This window comes from Nostoc sp. JL33 (genome assembly GCF_017114985.1).
GTDB lineage: Bacteria > Cyanobacteriota > Cyanobacteriia > Cyanobacteriales > Nostocaceae > Nostoc.
On record NZ_JABXKP010000054.1, the window covers coordinates 22,297 to 39,158 of the forward strand.

Sequence of the window (16,862 nt, forward strand, 5' to 3'; positions counted from 1 at the left end):
GTTTCCTCTAAGAATTGGGAAGCGTTGCTATCCTCTCAATTCATGTACACGTTGCCATTCCTGTTGTGTAACCTTGTAGTTTGTAGTGTTTGGCTGTCGAATTACCATCAGAGTTTTTAGCACAGGGTCTTGTTTTAAGTCTTCCCTTAGCAGTGGCTTATCTAACAATTTGCTGGTAAAGCGAATTTTGGCGCAAGGTTTAGCACCAATACGGCTGGTATCAATCCAGTAGCCAATGTCAGGGGGGTTAGTGATAATCTTGGGCGGCTCAATAATCTCTGCGATCGCATATATCCCCGCCTTATCTCCAGATTTCCAAATCAGCACTCCATCACCAGGAGCCATGTCTTTGGCGTAGCGCGTTGTCAGCCAGGGCATCTGCTCAAAGTCGCGGATGCCGTCTATGATGCGGTAATACTTGGGGTTGCCTTGAAATAGCCAGTAGGTCATTGTTGGTAGATTTCCTCTCTGCGAGACACTACGTGAATGCTTAATTTGGTGGGGGCGATCGCATCTAGATAAATTTCCCTCAAGAATGGAAGGATGATATTGATGTTCATGAAATTATGCCCTCAATAAAAGTGCAGCTAAATAAACTTTGATACTGGTAGATTTAATCCCTTCATTTAGAATCAGATTTAATCTGTCTGTATCTTGTACTAATTGAATAACGAAATCCTCATTATCTAAACCTGCCTTATTACCATCGGTATACTCTTTTAAGAGTTTTTGTACAAACTTATTTTCTCGCTGAGAATTGAGCTTTTTGAGTGTACTTCTGACTGCTCCACGGTCTAAACCCTCTGGCAAGCTATCAAACATACTTAGCCGACGCTGAATTTGGGTAATGCGCTCAGATGTGACACTGATATTTTCTAAAGTTTCTGGTTGTTCTAGCTCTGCACTGCGTTGTTGCTTTAATTTCACCAGTTCGTTGTAAATTGATTGAGCGCATGATAGTAAATACTTTGTAGAAAATATATTGCTGGCTACTGGAGTTTTGATAGCAGTAGCGATCGCTAAACCATAACCATCTTTTTCTCCTGTTCGGTCATTCCAGAATAGGGTTTGCTGTTTGTCTGTAATTGGTTCGCCATTGGGGCCAAAATATTGCACTGTTAACGCTAGTAACCCAGTTGGTTCATCTAGTTCATTTGTACGCCCTACAGCAATGGGGTTAGCTTGATAGTCTTCACCTAATTTTTTTAGCAGTTCACTCAATTCTTCACTGTGTAAAATTTCATTCTGGGTATAAATGTCACGGTTGGTTTCCTGTTTTTTATAGGCATCTTCTTGTAAATTGCCCTGTTCCATTTTTCTGGCTTTGACTAAGCTTTGAAGAAAGTCAATATATCCTGGTAAAATCTCATCATCAAATAGGGTATCACCATAGATAGAAGCCCCTAATGTGTTGACACTGGAAATGGTAGGGATGTTGGGGTTAGGCTCAATACTAGCGATGTCTCCATCCTTTTGGGCTAAGTCTCCTACCAATTTTTTATGCAGATTTGATAGGCGAGAGGCTTGGCGTAAAAGTTGGCTTTCACTATTGGCATAATAAACATAAATGTTCTCAGCTTTATGTTGTTTTGGTCGGTCAATCCGTCCAATGCGCTGCTCTAAAATCATGGGATTCCAAGGCAGATCAATATTAATCAAGTAATCAGCATCTTGTAGATTTTGACCCACTGATAGAGTTTCTGAACCAATTAATACTGCAATTTCTTCTTCTGGTTTGGGGCGTTCTGTGAGATTTTTACAAGTAGCATCTGGGGCAAACAGTCTAAATATTTCTTGGCGATTTAAAGTAACTGGACTACGTTTGTGTTGGAGTGCGTGACCTGGACTTACTTTTTGAGCTTGGTCTGAATTGTTGGGGTAATACAGTTTTGTAGAACCAATCAGCATCCCAATACCTTTAGATGCGATCGCACTGTCACGAGCCATATAACGGTAGTAATCAATTACGGTGTCACTGAACGTAGAAATTAGCAGTACCTTATGACCTTGACTTACCAGTTCTCTTACTTTTTGGGTAACTTGCTTGCGTTTGTGGTCAACAAGAAATTCATCTACTAATAGGTTTTGAATCTGTTCTAGCTGATGTAAGTCGCCTTCACAATCAGTTAGCATTCGGTTATAAACTGATTGAGCGGTGATTGGGTCTTTTTGCAAAGCATCAGTAACTTTCTTAATAGAACTAAGCAGCTGGTGACGCTTTTGCTTTTCTTGTTCCGGCTCAGTTTCTTCGTTTTCATCTTCCTCCTCTTCATCTTCACCCCAACTTTCACGGTCGAAGTCATCTTGTTTATCTTTCTTATCTGATTCAAAATTGTAGTGAATCAGCAAAAATTCTTTCAGCCCATCAGCATCTGGAGAAACCGATTCTAGACGTTGCTGCATTTGCCTAATACGATTACCAAAGTTTTTAATAGTCCGATTGAGGGCATACATACTGGATTCAGCCCGTTGCAAGAAAAATCGGCGTTGGTTAGCTAGTAAGCTTCGCTGTTCAACATTACCTGTTAAATAGCGAATAGGGTCAGCAAAGGGAATGAAAAGACTGGTTTCAAATTGGGTGAAAATCTGCTCAAGTGCCTGCTCGGTACTAAGTTCAAAATGCACAGGTAGCCATTCTGCTACCCGCTTGGCATACAAGTTTAAATCTGGGGTGGCTTCTCGCAACATTTGTCTAGTGCGCTGAAGAAACAGTTCCCGGTAGGTGCGGCGAAACAGTTCAGTGTTATCTGTAAAATTTTCAACCCCAATTTCCCGGTTTTGAAACCATTGGGCAACTTCTGCGGGAAACTTTAAATCATTGAATCCTTCAGGACGACTGATAAAGGGTGAGAGAATGTTATAAATATCTTCCCGGCGATTGTTCCAAGGTGTAGCGGTCAACAGTAGAAAGTAACGTTGCCAAGCAGACTTGCGATCGCTTTCTTGAATTGCTGCACAGGTTTTGTGAATACGGTTTTTATAATTGCGGATTCCTTCATGAGCTTCATCGATAATAACTAAGTCGGGGCCACGATAACGATTGAAGTCCGCCAGGAAATTACTACCTTTGCGGCTCATCAGGTTTTTATTGTAAAGCTCGTAATCGTTAGATTTAAAGCCCAATTCTGCCATTTCTCGCTCCCAGTTGGGGTAGAGTTTCTTAGCAGCGATGATCGCAATCTTAGCTTGACCGTTCTGCTGGCGATACAACCAGGAGACAGTAGCCGCTAGCCGAGTTTTTCCCAAACCTACAGCATCAGCACAGACGGCAACACCAAAATCTTGCATGACTCTTAGGCAATGTTGCGCTCCAGACTTTTGATGCTCAAACAAGATGTCTTGATTTAACAGCTCATCCAATAAATCACTACGTTCAACCCGGAACTGACGGGGGCGCTGCTGTGCCAACCAGTAGAGAAAATCGTTAGGTGTGCCGTGATTGCCAGCTAAAATTATTTCGACAGCTTGTTTAAACCCTTCAATCTCACTGAAATCTGGTATTTCTAGGGATTGGCTGACTGCTGGGGGATTTTCGGGTAAGTTGTGATAAGTGCCTTCGGTGGTTGTAACTTTGAATTCGGTTAACTTTGTCGGCGGATGTTCTGGGTCTACCTCAACTTGACCAATAATCCGTTCAGAATCTTGGCTATCAATGGTGATTTTAACCAATTCATCATCTACAACCTCAATGCTTTCTATTTTGTCTAAATTTTGACCTGTGATTTCAACTTGGGTGGTTTCTCCAGGGGCAAACTCATCAGGATTGATAGATTCAATAACTGGTTCTTTTAATTGGGCACGGCGATCGCGTTCCGTCAACACCTGCTGTAAAAACTCTTGGGTTAAGTCAAAGGTGATGTCATCTCGCTGCCACTCAGCATCAAATTGACCAATACTTTCAAATATGGCTTCTGCATCTAAACGAGAATCCCAAGAATAAAGAAAAGTTACACTCTCAGCATTTTTAGAATGTGCTGCACGGGTGAAATTATCTGAGCCTTCATGCAGAATGTGGTTTTCTAACTGGTCGCTCAGTATGCCAGTTTTTTTGTGATATATAGCTCGTCCTGATTCCATTTTGACGAGTTTAATTTGCAAAAAATTGAGGCGAACTAACTCTGCCAAAATTTCTGTCCCACTAAAGGCACTATCTTCTAAACCCTTAAGGAATTCAGTTAGGGTAAGATGAGCAAATTGGGCGCGGTAGTTAGGGTCTTGTAATTTCTCCAGTTCTTGGACATCAGCCTGCTTGGTGAATCCCTGCCAGTCCATCAATAGGCGAATTTGACCTTCAGTTTGCAGAATTGAAGCGAGAGGTTCTTCATATAGTTTCAGCACACCACTATCAAAGTAAGCTGTAGAACGGCGATAAATTTGGGTGCGTTCTAGGGCAGAGCCGATGAAGACATTGTACTTATCTAGCTGTTCAGGCAAATTGAATCTACGAAGACGACCTTTAATTTCTAAAAAGCTGCCTGCAAGTAAAGCTTTTTCTTTGGTTACACTTTCTTTATGAAGGAATTTTTCAATAACATTTAAATTACTAATTCGCAGTAGAGAGGTACTAGGTACATTTCCATCTTTGATGGGTGTATATTCAAAAACCTTAGCGCTTTTTGGGTCAATTCGTAGTATTTTATAAGTCGCTTGTTTACCACCAATACCTAAGAACTTCACAACTGTTTTTAACAACCTGTCAGCATCGCGGTGCTTGAAGACAAGCCAGTATTGATTGTCAACGCCTTTGATGGGATTACCTTGGAGTAGGTAATAGGGGCGTTGTTTGCGAATTAGGTCTTGGATAAAGTTTTCAAGCATGGTTAATAACTCACTGAATAGGCCAAGCTGGAATTACTGCGTCAATCTTTGCCATTAGTTCAATGGTTTCTTTGAGGGCTACAACAATACGCTGATAATGTTGGATATCGTCAGAAGTGAGAATGCGTCCTTTACGGTCTTTGAGCCATTTTTGGCAGACTTGATAACCACCTACGTAAAATTCCCAAATTTCTTTTGGTACGCCAGTAAATTTGTCTCCTTTTTTGTTGATGATGACAGTGCCTTCGTTATATTTTGGGTGTCCTGCATCAACTATTTGATTGCCACCATTTTCTTGAAACTGTGTGATTAGGTTGTTTAATTTAGGTGATTTCATTAAGTGGAGTGCTACTAATTCTTCACCATATTCTGATAGTTGAGAGAAGAGTTGATTATTACTGGTGAGAGGAACACGGGGGAAGTCGATTTTGAGGAATTCGGCGTAACGGGTGCGGTAGGTGGGAGAGTGGAAGATGGCGTAGATGTAGTAGAAGATGGTTTCTGGTGTGGGGGTGTAGCCGAGTTTTGCGGTGATGTCTTTGAGGAATTCGGGTGAAAGATTGGAACGGACTGATTGCTGTAGTTCTTTAGGGTTGCTTGAGTCAGGGTAGATATATAAAGGAGCAAGCTGCATAGCTCCTTTATTACTGTAAAAAGCTCGATTATCTGCTGTTTGGGAAGTTACTAAGAAATGATTATAGTTACCTTGTATAGCAACCTGACGCATAAACATTAAACCTAAGTTATGTTCCACAAGCAGGTTTTGCATAACTTCGTTTTTTGGTCTATCTACTACATCCGGATGATGGTAGTAATGTCTGAGGTCAAAGGGTCTGTATAAACATTTAATCAAATATTGTCTCCAGTTAGAATTTGTAGCTAAAGATTTCCGCTTTTTATTTAATTTCCAATCTGATGCATCAGAAAGGTCATAAGCTGTTGCAATTTCTGTATCTGAAATATCTAAATTTCTAAAATCTTCTATACGCTTTTGCAGTGATGAGAGTTCAAAATCGAATACAAAATGGTCACGATGGGTTTTTACTCCTGTAGAGTTAAGTGCCATAATATCTGTAATTTTATAATCCCGTTCATATTCTGGTAGCAATGCAGTATCTTGTGGGGAAAAGAGAGAAAAGGGTATTTGCGGCTGTACAGAAATCCATTTAGTACTTATCACATCATTTTTCTTTAACCATTCATACTTTGCTTCTCTAACACCCCATATATTGGCATGACAAATATTACTTGGCTTTTTATTATCAATTTGAGCAAAAATACCAATTGCTACACCCTGCTGAATATCAAAAACATTTTCATCTTTTGAACCATCAAGTGCTTTTTCTTTTTTCTTAGAGTTACCATGTACATCAAGAGTGTAAATATTATTAAAACTTTGCATCAGACTTTGACGCATACCCCGAAAAGTCGGATTATCTAGATACCCATGATTTGTAATAAAACTAAGAATTCCATACCCTGTCTGCTCAATCCGCCACTGAGCAAAGCGGATAAATTTAACGTAATCATCTAGTAAAAGTTTTGGGTTTTGTTCTTTAATTTCATCATTGGGGTAGTAACTATCTCGAACTAGGTTAGTAGCCCATTCACTCTTATTTGCAGAGTTTACAGAATAAGGTGGGTTTCCTAAAACCACCATAATAGGTTGATTTTGTTTAACTTTTAATGCTGCTTCACCTTCTGCTGCAATAAATTCCTCAAAAGGAATTTCTGGTTTATCAGGTGCAGCTTGTTCTAGAGCATTTGTGAGATAAACATTTAACCTCTTACTCGTATCAAACTTATACCCCGTTTCTTGCAAAAATAACCCCAACTTCAGATGCGCGATCGCATAAGGAGCCATTAACAACTCAAACCCGAATATTCTTGGTAATAACCGCTCTTTGACATAACCAGACCAAGATTTATCTTCTAATCCTTCTGTTAGTGCTTCTGGAGACTCTTGAAAACGTTGATAAATAAGTTGACAAATCCATAATAAAAACGTCCCTGTACCACAAGCAGGGTCAAGAATCATTACCTCTGGATCTGCCAAACCCAAGGGTTTATTAAACTTTTCCTTCACTAAAATATCTACAGAACGCACCATGTAAGAAACTACAGGTTCTGGCGTATAATAAACACCCCGGCGTTCTCGCATCTGTGACTTGTAGGCTGTCAAAAAATCCTCATAGAACCGGATAACAATATCTTCCCGGTTCATCTTCAGTTGAAAATCCGAGAGAATCGCATCCATCTTGGCAGCGCGGAGGATGCCAAAGATATCTGCGATCGCACCAATTAACTCATCACCCAATTCTTCTGGTTGACGCTCTGACACATCCTGAAACAGCTTACGAAGAAACGGGTTGGTTTCTGGTAATTGTTGCCATGCAGATTCACGGTCAAAATGCGTTTCCTTCTCACGTCCCTCCCGCTTATCTTTTACATGGCTGAATACCTTTGCTGTAAACAGTGCATAAGCAATGGTTTGGGCGTAGATATCTGCAAAACTGTAATCCTTCTCATTCTCTGAAGTCAATTGCAGTGTGGGTAATAGTTCCCGTTGAAAACTCTTTAGCAGGTGGTGTAAATACCCATCAGCTTTTTCTTTCTCATAGACTTGGGGAATGACCTGCTCAATTCGACGGGCAGCTTCAGCCAACAACTGCGCCAGTTCTTTCGCCGTCTTAATCGGTTCATAGAAAACCCACTCCACCAAGGGAACCGAACTTAGTCCCTTAGCAGCAATCGGCAGTTCCCCTTGTTTTAAACGGTTTAACCGTGCTATTAGTTGCGGTTCATTCCAATCAAAAGTCTGGATTTGCCGTTGGCGTAGTCCACCTTCACTTGGCAGCACTAACGGCACTCGACCTAAAGCTTCTTTAGTTGGCAACAGCAAATACATCACTGGTTGCTGTTCAGCAACTCGATTTGTGTAATGCCCGTAAATTTCTTGTTGTTGCTCTTTTGAAGTCAAAAATCTTTTGATTTCTTGGTCTGTTGCTCCTGATAGTTCCTCGTAAAAGCCAACAGCAACTGGGCAAGTTTCCTCAGCTTCCTCCTCATCGACACCAGGACGCAAATACCAGAACCGAGAACCTTGAGGGTCACGCTCTTTCACTGGATATTCCAACAGCTGCCGTAGCGCTTCAACGCGATTTATATCTGTGCCACTTATCACATCCTGCAACTGTTCTTTAGTGAAAACCATTCGTGTTCCTCATGAATCTCTAATTGGCACGTCAAATCTGCGATGGTCTACGAGCGACCGTAGGCGATCGCACCCAACAGCGTCACCGAACAGCCCCAAAAAGTAGACATCGCTCACACAAAAACTGAGCAAGCAACTAATTCCGCAAATAATTAGCCAACAAATCTTCCCCCTGACTGCCCATCTCATTAAGCTTCTGCTCAATAAGCTTCATCGCCATCGGCGAGGGTGTTGAGCGTCCATTTTCCCAACGATTAATCGTGGTATAAGTAACGCCTAGAGTGGCTGCAAATTGTTCTTGCGTTAGCGCAGCCAAAAGCCGCAGATCACGAATGATCTGCCCCACCTCTGGCTGTTTGATAGCCAAGGCTTTTTTGATAGTCATTTAACTTCTAAACTTGATTCACTGTATCTTTAGTAGCTGGTGCTATATTATCTATTACAAGTTAGTCATTTTAAAGCTGCATACACACCGTATATACACTGAAATGTGTTTTTATAGTAAAATTTCTTACTTGAATGAAGGGGAGTTTTTTAAGTAATGTTGAACTTGAATTCTTAGAGGAAAAATTGGAATGGGCGATCGCCTCAGCTTCTCCCATAACTGAAGGGCGATCGCTCCTACAATGACAGCATGAACCAGTTACAGATCCAATCCCTCTTTGCAATCAACGGCTGTATCCTCTTGGTGTTTTACACTCCTGGCAAGTGTTGGCAATTTCGTGTAATTAGCCCGGATGGTTCGGTGTTTGGTTCTGAGAAGATTTTCTACACCCCTCAAGCTGCTAGAGTTGCGGGAGTTAGTTGGGTTAGTGGTGGCGGTGTTTGAGAGGGATTGATGGGGTCAAGGGGCGATCACGCCCTTGATATATTTTTAAACTCCCTCTTGCCAGCCTTCAATTCCCGCTATTAGAACATTCACCAAAGGATGATCGACGGCTTCTTTAAAAGCTTCTTTACCAGCAAGTTTTAATACTCCTAGCACTCTTGCCTTTAAAGTCGGATCATTTTCAATTTGTTTTATTGCTTTCTCTACTACAGCTGCTTTTTCTACTAAACTAGTAGTGGGATAGCTTTGCTCTAATTGTTTTAAAATCTGCTGAATTTCTGCGGCGGATTTAGCTAAATTTCGTTGAATAGCATAGTTGTGTGTGACATCGCCTGTGTAATCACGTCCTGCAACGCCACCACCGATATTAGCACCCTGAAAATCATTATTTTGAATATTCGACATAGATTTATTTACAGCAACATTTTTAATGTTTAAACTGAGATTTTGAATCATGGCAGGGAAATAATTAGTGGGTTCATGGGGTTTTTTAATTGCAGCTTCTACTTCACACACACCTTGATGTGTGATAGTTATATAAGCTGAACCACCATACATTGCATACAGACTACCCAATGGCTTAATTAAACTTTGGTTTTCTAAATATTCTAAAATATGTAATAGTTCTTTACTACATACACCAGTGTTATTACAAATATAATTGGTATCTGCTGCTATATCTTTATCACCTTTAGTCTCAAAATAAATAAGTTTTAAAACTTTAAATCTTTTTGCGTCCTGCTCAATAACATAGTTATAATCTATTTCTATATCACTCATCTCTTTTCAAACCTCTAAGCATTGGGAGAGCGATCGCAATTGAAAAGTTTACGTATGACCTTGGGCTTGAGCATGAGTAGCTGCTAGACTAATTCAACCAATCAGGTTAATACCCAATCTCTCAGCAATTTTTTCGCTTAGTCTAGTAGTTTGCTAAAAATGAGAGATGCGATCGCATCATCTGTAAAAACCACAGCTAAGTCTGTATTGCACTTTTGGCAAACTTCTGAAGGATTCTAGAGCTAGGATGATCAGCCAGAGAGACAAGCTTGTTTGCTAAAGCGACAGGAATCAGAGAGTTGTCGTACATATCGCACTTTAGCTTCTCAACGTTGGTTAAAATTGCACTCAAGTTTTGGAAGTCTGCCTCTTTGGGATTTGTCATATTTCTTGAAGTTGGTAAAGAAACAACGTACATCCCACCCGCCAAGGTCTTAAAAATCAGCTTGTTGCTATAGTAAGTTGTAGAACCATAAGGTCTTGTTGGGTCAGCTTTGCCAGGAAGAATGTACTTGTAGATGTAATCATTATTCAGAATTAGGACAGTTCCATTTGCAAGCTTTTCAGAGATTTCATCGGCGTGTTCTACAAAGGCTCCACTCTTTTCCAATCCAGCTAGGTATAAGTTGTGATGTTTAAAGAGAAAGTTGACAAGCGATCGCATCGGACGGTGCATATTTGCTGTTTGTCCAAAAAAGGCAAGTGGGCCATCCTTAACAAACAATATTTCCCCCAGCAAAGCTGGCTTCATCTTAAGAACAACTCGAATGAGGTGAACTAAGATCATCTGCTCTAAGGTAGTTATCAAATATCCTAAAATACCGCCAGCACCTAATTCTTCATCAATAGCTTCATGTAGCCGGAATACATCTGTTAGAAAAATATCAGTGCTGCAATGATTACAGGAAAAGGTATGGTCTTTTGTCATTTCTCCCAGATTAAGGGGAATACCTGTACTTCCACAAACTGGACAACTTGCTAAGTTCCAAGTTGGTAAACTTACATCATATTCCTGAAAGATAAACCATCTTAGTGTTGCAATCAATTCTTCATTGTCCACCTTCTGGCAGAAAAAGTTATGAATAGTTCTACGTACTGAGTTTAGAAGTGTACTTTCATTTTTAAATTGGATATTGCGAACAGGCAGAGTTAGTTTTAAACGTTGAATCTGCTTTAACTTCGCCATATCATCTGGGTCTATGAAAGGCTGTTTACCAAGTCCATCAAGATCATCAATGCTAAAAATGAGCGCCCCGATTTGACAAAAGCAGACAGTTGAAGATGGGAAACCGGTTTGTACAGACACTTCACTGTATCCACCATCAATAGCGATAATATTGCGGATCGGATTTTTTACTACAGGTTCATAGGAAAAGTTAAGGCAGTCGTAAATAGTTACTTCATCTGCTGATTTAGGGAGATTACATTGACTAAGAAACTCCTGTAATGATTCATCATTAATTATATGACTATGTGCAGACTTACTGGCATACTCATTAGGTCGCCGTCCACGCTTGCTTGTATATCCCATATACTACTTGCTTTCCTAAATTTTAGAGAAACGGTCAATTTGAGTAGGAACTACGAAGGCATTTGAGTAGGTTTTCATGCGTACAAAACCTTTATCACTATCTGCACTAAACCTGACTAAAGATTCAGTAAAGTCTCCAAAGTCGTAATACTTTTTAATTTCTTTTGTCTCGTCCTCATTATTTAAGTGAGCAATGAACCAATTTTGAGTATTTTTCAGAATATTGGAACTTATTGAACTGACTTCTTGAGTAGCATAAATTAAACCAAGATTTAGCTTTGCACCCTCTTTGGCAATCCTGTTATAGACTTGGCTTAAGTCCTTATCATCTTTTTTTGGAAAAAGATTATGAGCTTCTTCAAAGTAAAATTGAATGAAATTATTGGGTATGTTTTGAATGAAGTGATTCATTGCATCTGCAAAAATTTGTCGGCAAATGCGCTCGGAATATAAGCGTTGAATCTCTGGATCGCCCTGTGACAAATCTACTATGATAATCTGACCCTTGCGAAGTTCCTCAATAATTTCTATCTCAAAGGACTTGCCAACAGTCTCGGTATGTAGTTCAGCAATACTGCGTAATTTTTTATAACCATCTATATTAGCGCTACCTCCAGGACTCCGCTTGCGTGAAAGGAAAACTAGTATAGCTTTCAAATCTTCATCTGCCCATTCATGCCCATTGTCGCGTTTGTATTTAGAGAAGAATTGATTCTCGTAGTTATCCCAAATAGTAGTAAACCAATCACAGGCTTCTTCAAGCGAAATACCCTTACTTGGATCTAAGCTTCCATCTTGCTTTACCAATTCATTAAGTTCTTTATTACCTGAAAAATTAATTTTAAAGCCTTGTGGTACAGTAAATCCTGCCCTGTACAAACAACAAAGATACGCTGCAACTTTCCTATCGTATCGAGTTTTTACAGAATTGTTTGTGTCATAGTCCTCTGACTTGGTAAAGTCTACTGCACAAAAACTATCAATATAGTTACCTGTGCTTTCAGCCAAACGTGATTTAACTAATTCAAATCCAGATTCTACGTCTCTGTAGAAATTTACCTTCATTACTTTGAAGCCATCTTTATTGATAGTACTGTACCGGATGGTTCGCTCTTTGTATATCTCAAATATCGCTGTACCTTCATCCTGCATATTTGCATTTGCATACTCGCCATTAATGTCAAATATGATTTGACCGACCGGATATTTTGGTAAACCGTCATCAGTTAAAGGTTCTAAGTTCTGTGCGGCGCTACCATTTAACTTAACGTTGAGTGTATAAGCAGCCTTATCGCTCATCAAAACAGTAGCTTGAATGACCTTTTTAACTGTGTTTGACTTACCTGTACGGGTCATTCCAAACAGGGCAGTACGTTTACCAAGAAAGTCTTTTGGACTTACAAATACAGGTACATCATCTTCTTTTGCTTGGAAACGAAGGCTAGAACTGTAGCGAACCTTACCAATTTTGATATCAGTTGGCTTACCTGTGATGCCCTCTTCACGGAAGTTGACTATAAGTTCTAATACGTCTGGATTTGGCTTAATGACCCTATAGTGATGGGCGCTATAAAAGTTTTCAACATCAGCGCCAAAACGTGTACATCCTTTATCGTCCTTATAAAATGTTCCTAAAATTCTGCATTCCAGGCCAGAGAAACTAAATTCATATTTTGTGTAGCTATCTAACTGACTTTCTTTACCACTTGTCTTTAAGTTATCTTTATAATATTCAACCATTGAACTGATGACATCATTATCAGTAGGTAACTTCGCTGGTTTCACAACCCTAAGAAGTAATACCTCAGAAACATCAACCTCATTTTCATTTTCGTAATAAGCTAATAAAAAAGACCCTTGGGGAACTCCTTTAGCTTTTAGCTTCCAAGAGTCAGCAACTAAAATATATGCTTTTTCATAATCAATGTGAAATGGACGACCAATAAAAATTCCAGTTTCTATATCACCTGTACTACTATTTCTTTTAAATAAATCAACAGATGCAATTTTTGCTATTATATTGGTAAAACTTAGTGTCATTGATAATTTCCTTTGAAAATTACTGCTTTTAGCACCAAATATTGCAGAAAATATTGGTTAAGTTGCCAAATACTTCTTCAACAAATCCTTACCTTGATCGCCCATCTCGTGCAGCTGCGCCTCAATCTTTTCCATTGCCAAAGGTGATGGTTTAGCGCGTCCATTCTCCCAACGGTTAATTGTTGGGTAAGTGACACCTAAAGTAGCTGCAAACTGTTCTTGCGTTAGTCCAGTCAAAAGCCTGAGTTCACGAATAAGCTTACCAACTTCTGGCTGTTTGATAACTAGGGGCTTTTTTGTGGTCATTTAGCTTCTGAACTCAAATAACAAACTTGATGTAACACTTGATATATCATTTGCTTTATATTAACTACACCTATGCTTATGTGTTCTCCGTAAAAACTCGGAAATTTTTTGAATTAACAAGATTTTAAGCAGTTTCGTCCAACTGAAAAGGCATAGAATGCGATAACTTCTCTACGAGACGCTCTTGCGTTCGTTAAGCTGCGCGTAGTTTACCGCCGTAGGCATCGCCCGCTTTGCCCCAGTTCTCTTGGAATTTAACAAGCATAAATTACGTATGCGGCCAACGCACAGGCGATCGCTCCCCCACTTTCCTCTAAGAATTGGGTGGGGTATGCGATGTCTGCGACGGGCTTCTCTACGAGAGGCTACGCCAACGCCTATCGCACCCCTACAATTGCTCCATCTTAATCCCCGCCACTTCCATCATCACCGTAGTAATCGGCACAAGCCGCCCCACAGTGGTGTAATAACTACTCCCCACTGGCGTTGTAGTCGAGCGCTCCCGAAACCGCCGCATGGTAATCAAAAACCACTCCCGCGTTTTTGGCATCGGTAGTCTGTACAGTTGGCGAGTATTGACAAAGTAATAAAATAGCCAATCTGCCTCAGTGTACATAAAACAGCCGGGGGTTCCCTTTTCCAGGTTGCTGTGAGTTTCAAAGAAAAAGTTACGAGTTTTATTCCACCTATCGCCCTTAATCTCAATCAAGATTTCACCCGTCTGCGTTGTCCAGATGAGGTCAACATCGCGGCGTTGGTATTCTGGGTGATCCTCAACATTAACAACGCTAATAGTTTCTGGTTTGGAGAGCAGCCAAGCTTCAATATCAGTAGCAGCAAGGTTTGCTACTTCTAGAGCGTCGTGCATGGTGTAGGTCATGGCGTGTATCTCCAGAGCAAGGCATACTAGTTTATTATTTCACTTCTATTGCTGAGTGCGACACCGAACAGCCCGTCCTAGACATCGCCCTCATTAAGAGCGAGTATTTCAGTTAAAAATATTCTTAGAGGAAAAGTTGTACCTCAATAGCGATCGCACTTTCTTGCCCAAGCTAGGTATCGCACCTCAACAAATGGGAACCCTGTTAATAGTTGCGTTTCTCACAGTCATGAAATTCTTGAACTTCCTCAAACCCAAACCAGTCCAGCCAACTATTCTATGCTACGGACAACAAAGCTGCGGCGTAGAGCCAGAGCAAATTCAATCACTGATGGAATGGCTGTTTGCTAGTTTAATGGCGGCTGGGTATGAAGGAAAATCGCATATTATTTGGTACGACAGCGATCGCCCCGACACCACCCTGGAGCAAACAGTTAAGAAAGTGATGAAGCGGGACGAGCCAATCTTTTTGTATCGCTGTGGTAGTAGGGTATCGTCGCCGCCTACTGGGTATTACTGGCGGATGATGGACGAATACCCATCAATGCGGATTTATCAGTTAGAGGTTAGGGATGGAGAGTGATAAAGTTTTCAGTTCTGGCCCAAGTGGGAGCGATGCCTCCGGCGGGCGGGTACGCCATCGCACCGAAGCGTGTGAAATGCGGGCTACGCCCATAAAAAATTCTTAGAGGAAAAATTAACTGCTTTGAGCGATCGCTACATATCTGGACATTCAATCATCTGGAAACTGCCAGCACGAGATATGCTCAACATCTTTGCTGCTGCATTGACTACACACTGCATTACTCCTGCGATGGCGTACCGTACCCGCCATGAACCGGTGGCATCGCACTCTTAAACTCGTTAATGTACAGCTCTGTTTATTGAAATATATGAATATTGTGTAGGGTGATTTATTTTTTTCATGCAAATTTAACCCTAACTTACCTGAATGCAACCTATACTTTAGCTGTATTTTCTAACAAAGAATTTTATGCTGAAGTTACATTCTTTTGCTAAGTTTTCTTTATTGACAGCATTATCAACAATCTTGATTTGGCAGTACCCAGCTTTTGCTTGGAATAAAGCTGGACACATGGTTTCAGGAGCGATCGCCTACAGTGAACTTAAGCAGAATCATCAAGAAGTAATTGAGAAAATGGTTGCCATTTTGAAGGAACACCCTGAGTACTCCAAATTTGAGGAACAGTGGAAGTCTCTTAATCAATCTAATATTTCTGCTGAATATAAAAATTTGTACTTGTTTATGTGGGCGGCAAAATGGGCAGATGAAGCCCGTGGCAATCAAACATTTGATCACCCAACTTGGCACTACATCAACTTTCCTTATCAACCAAGCAATGCCTCAAACTCAATTCCTCGTGAAATTGCAGGTGAAGAAAATATTCTCTACGCATTTAAAAAAAATTTTGATATTGTTCAAAGTAGTGCTACTAGTAACAGCGAAAAAGCAGTTGCAATATGCTGGCTATTCCATTTATTAGGAGATGTGCATCAGCCACTACATACCACCAAATTAATAACTAATCAGTATCCCGAACCGGAAGGTGATAGAGGTGGTACACGTTTTTATATTAGAGTTAAACCAGATAGCCAAACAATTAGTTTGCATAAATTCTGGGATGACCTGATTCTTGGAAGCGAAAGATTTCAAACTGTTCGCAACACCGCAACCAAGATAAGAGCCGACTATCAACGCAGTAAATTGCCAGAATTAAGAGAAACTCAATTTAATAATTGGGCAAAATTAGAGAGTTTTAGGATAGCAAAACAAAAAGCATATCTCAATGGCAAACTTTCTGGCAGTAGTGATAAAAATGATGGAAACTCAAAGCCGTTACCGCCAAATTATGCTGCTACCGCCAAACCAATAGCAGAACGTCAAATGAGTTTGGCGGGCTACCGTCTAGCTGATGTACTTAATAAGGTGTTCGGCAAGTGATAAAAGATATACAATCTCTTTTGTTCTCCACTTACATGATGTGGGTGGTTTTTGATTTTACTAGAGCGATCGCCCCTCCTAAAATTCTTAGAGGAAAAGTTGCACACAAAACAGCGATCGCTTGCCCCAAAGCAGTACACTGGTACTATGAAGATTCCCGACTGCGATCGCTGTCTCCTTTACTCACATGATCCTCACCTCATCTGTGCCGTTCACCCAGCAGGGCCACAGGGGGATAGTTGTTTGGACTTTCGAGAAGATTCCAACATTGAGCCAGAGGAACTATGGCAACCGGAGGGGGCAAGCTACTACAACGGTGAATTAATACTGCAACCACAACAGCGATTGACGCAACAGCAACAGCTAGAACTGCTAGATACCCATCCTATGTTTACTGGCAAGTGTCCCCAGTGTGGATATGAGTTTGACCGCGACTGGTCAGCACGGGTGCATTGGGATTGCCCGGAGTGCGGTTGGATGGATGACTCGGTGTAGTAGAAT

At 40.6% G+C, this 16,862-nt stretch carries 15 protein-coding genes; 6 read left to right on the plus strand and 9 right to left on the minus strand.

Annotation, left to right across the window (positions count from 1 at the left end):
- Positions 1-27: 27 nt before the first annotated feature.
- The 4 genes from HWQ23_RS15335 to HWQ23_RS15350 form a co-directional block, all read right to left on the minus strand.
- Entirely contained in the window at positions 28-450 is a 423-nt protein-coding gene (locus HWQ23_RS15335) for an EVE domain-containing protein (protein WP_292829625.1), read from the minus strand.
- A gap of 114 nt (positions 451-564) precedes the next feature.
- Entirely contained in the window at positions 565-4,818 is a 4,254-nt protein-coding gene (locus HWQ23_RS15340) for a helicase-related protein (RefSeq protein ID WP_292829626.1), read from the minus strand.
- Positions 4,819-4,828: 10 nt separating this feature from the next.
- The gene (locus HWQ23_RS15345) at positions 4,829-8,032 is read right to left on the minus strand and encodes a type ISP restriction/modification enzyme (protein WP_292829627.1); all 3,204 of its coding nucleotides are present in this window, start codon (positions 8,030-8,032) and stop codon (positions 4,829-4,831) included.
- A gap of 136 nt (positions 8,033-8,168) precedes the next feature.
- Positions 8,169-8,417 carry a helix-turn-helix domain-containing protein gene (locus HWQ23_RS15350; RefSeq protein ID WP_292826330.1) on the minus strand — a complete coding sequence of 83 codons (249 nt, stop codon included), beginning with the start codon at positions 8,415-8,417 and terminating at the stop codon, positions 8,169-8,171.
- A gap of 249 nt (positions 8,418-8,666) precedes the next feature.
- Between HWQ23_RS15350 and HWQ23_RS15355 the strand changes: the two genes are divergently transcribed.
- Positions 8,667-8,861, plus strand: a complete 195-nt coding sequence (locus tag HWQ23_RS15355) for a hypothetical protein (RefSeq protein WP_292829628.1) — start codon at positions 8,667-8,669, stop codon at positions 8,859-8,861.
- 45 nt (positions 8,862-8,906) lie between these two features.
- Here the strand turns inward: HWQ23_RS15355 and HWQ23_RS15360 are convergent, their stop codons facing one another.
- The 5 genes from HWQ23_RS15360 to HWQ23_RS15380 form a co-directional block, all read right to left on the minus strand.
- Positions 8,907-9,641: a hypothetical protein gene (locus tag HWQ23_RS15360; protein WP_292829629.1), complete on the minus strand. Its 735-nt coding sequence runs from the start codon at positions 9,639-9,641 to the stop codon at positions 8,907-8,909.
- Between the two features lie 196 nt (positions 9,642-9,837).
- A complete protein-coding gene (locus HWQ23_RS15365; RefSeq protein ID WP_292829630.1) occupies positions 9,838-11,172 on the minus strand; it encodes a DNA double-strand break repair nuclease NurA in 1,335 nt (444 codons plus the stop codon).
- Positions 11,173-11,187: 15 nt separating this feature from the next.
- The gene (locus HWQ23_RS15370) at positions 11,188-13,212 is read right to left on the minus strand and encodes an ATP-binding protein (protein WP_292829631.1); all 2,025 of its coding nucleotides are present in this window, start codon (positions 13,210-13,212) and stop codon (positions 11,188-11,190) included.
- A 57-nt stretch (positions 13,213-13,269) separates the two neighbouring features.
- The gene (locus HWQ23_RS15375; RefSeq protein ID WP_292829632.1) at positions 13,270-13,518 is read right to left on the minus strand and encodes a helix-turn-helix domain-containing protein; all 249 of its coding nucleotides are present in this window, start codon (positions 13,516-13,518) and stop codon (positions 13,270-13,272) included.
- Between the two features lie 388 nt (positions 13,519-13,906).
- Positions 13,907-14,398 carry a hypothetical protein gene (locus HWQ23_RS15380; RefSeq protein ID WP_292829633.1) on the minus strand — a complete coding sequence of 164 codons (492 nt, stop codon included), beginning with the start codon at positions 14,396-14,398 and terminating at the stop codon, positions 13,907-13,909.
- Positions 14,399-14,534: 136 nt separating this feature from the next.
- Here HWQ23_RS15380 and HWQ23_RS15385 point away from each other — a divergent pair, with 136 nt between their 5' ends.
- The 5 genes from HWQ23_RS15385 to HWQ23_RS15405 all read left to right on the plus strand — a co-directional run bounded on the left by HWQ23_RS15385 (position 14,535) and on the right by HWQ23_RS15405 (position 16,856).
- Positions 14,535-14,981, plus strand: a complete 447-nt coding sequence (locus HWQ23_RS15385; RefSeq protein WP_292829634.1) for a hypothetical protein — start codon at positions 14,535-14,537, stop codon at positions 14,979-14,981.
- Positions 14,982-15,104: 123 nt separating this feature from the next.
- Complete coding sequence (locus tag HWQ23_RS15390; RefSeq protein WP_292829635.1) at positions 15,105-15,257, plus strand: hypothetical protein; 153 nt, start codon at positions 15,105-15,107, stop codon at positions 15,255-15,257.
- 135 nt (positions 15,258-15,392) lie between these two features.
- On the plus strand, positions 15,393-16,361 hold the full coding sequence (locus HWQ23_RS15395) for a S1/P1 nuclease (protein ID WP_292829636.1): 969 nt from the start codon (positions 15,393-15,395) through the stop codon (positions 16,359-16,361).
- Positions 16,358-16,552 carry a hypothetical protein gene (locus HWQ23_RS15400; RefSeq protein ID WP_292829637.1) on the plus strand — a complete coding sequence of 65 codons (195 nt, stop codon included), beginning with the start codon at positions 16,358-16,360 and terminating at the stop codon, positions 16,550-16,552. The genes HWQ23_RS15395 and HWQ23_RS15400 overlap by 4 nt, the downstream gene beginning before the upstream one ends.
- Positions 16,509-16,856 (plus strand): hypothetical protein, encoded by a 348-nt coding sequence (locus tag HWQ23_RS15405; protein WP_292829638.1) that lies wholly within the window; start codon positions 16,509-16,511, stop codon positions 16,854-16,856. Before HWQ23_RS15400 ends, HWQ23_RS15405 begins: the two co-directional genes overlap by 44 nt.
- Positions 16,857-16,862 lie beyond the last annotated feature (6 nt).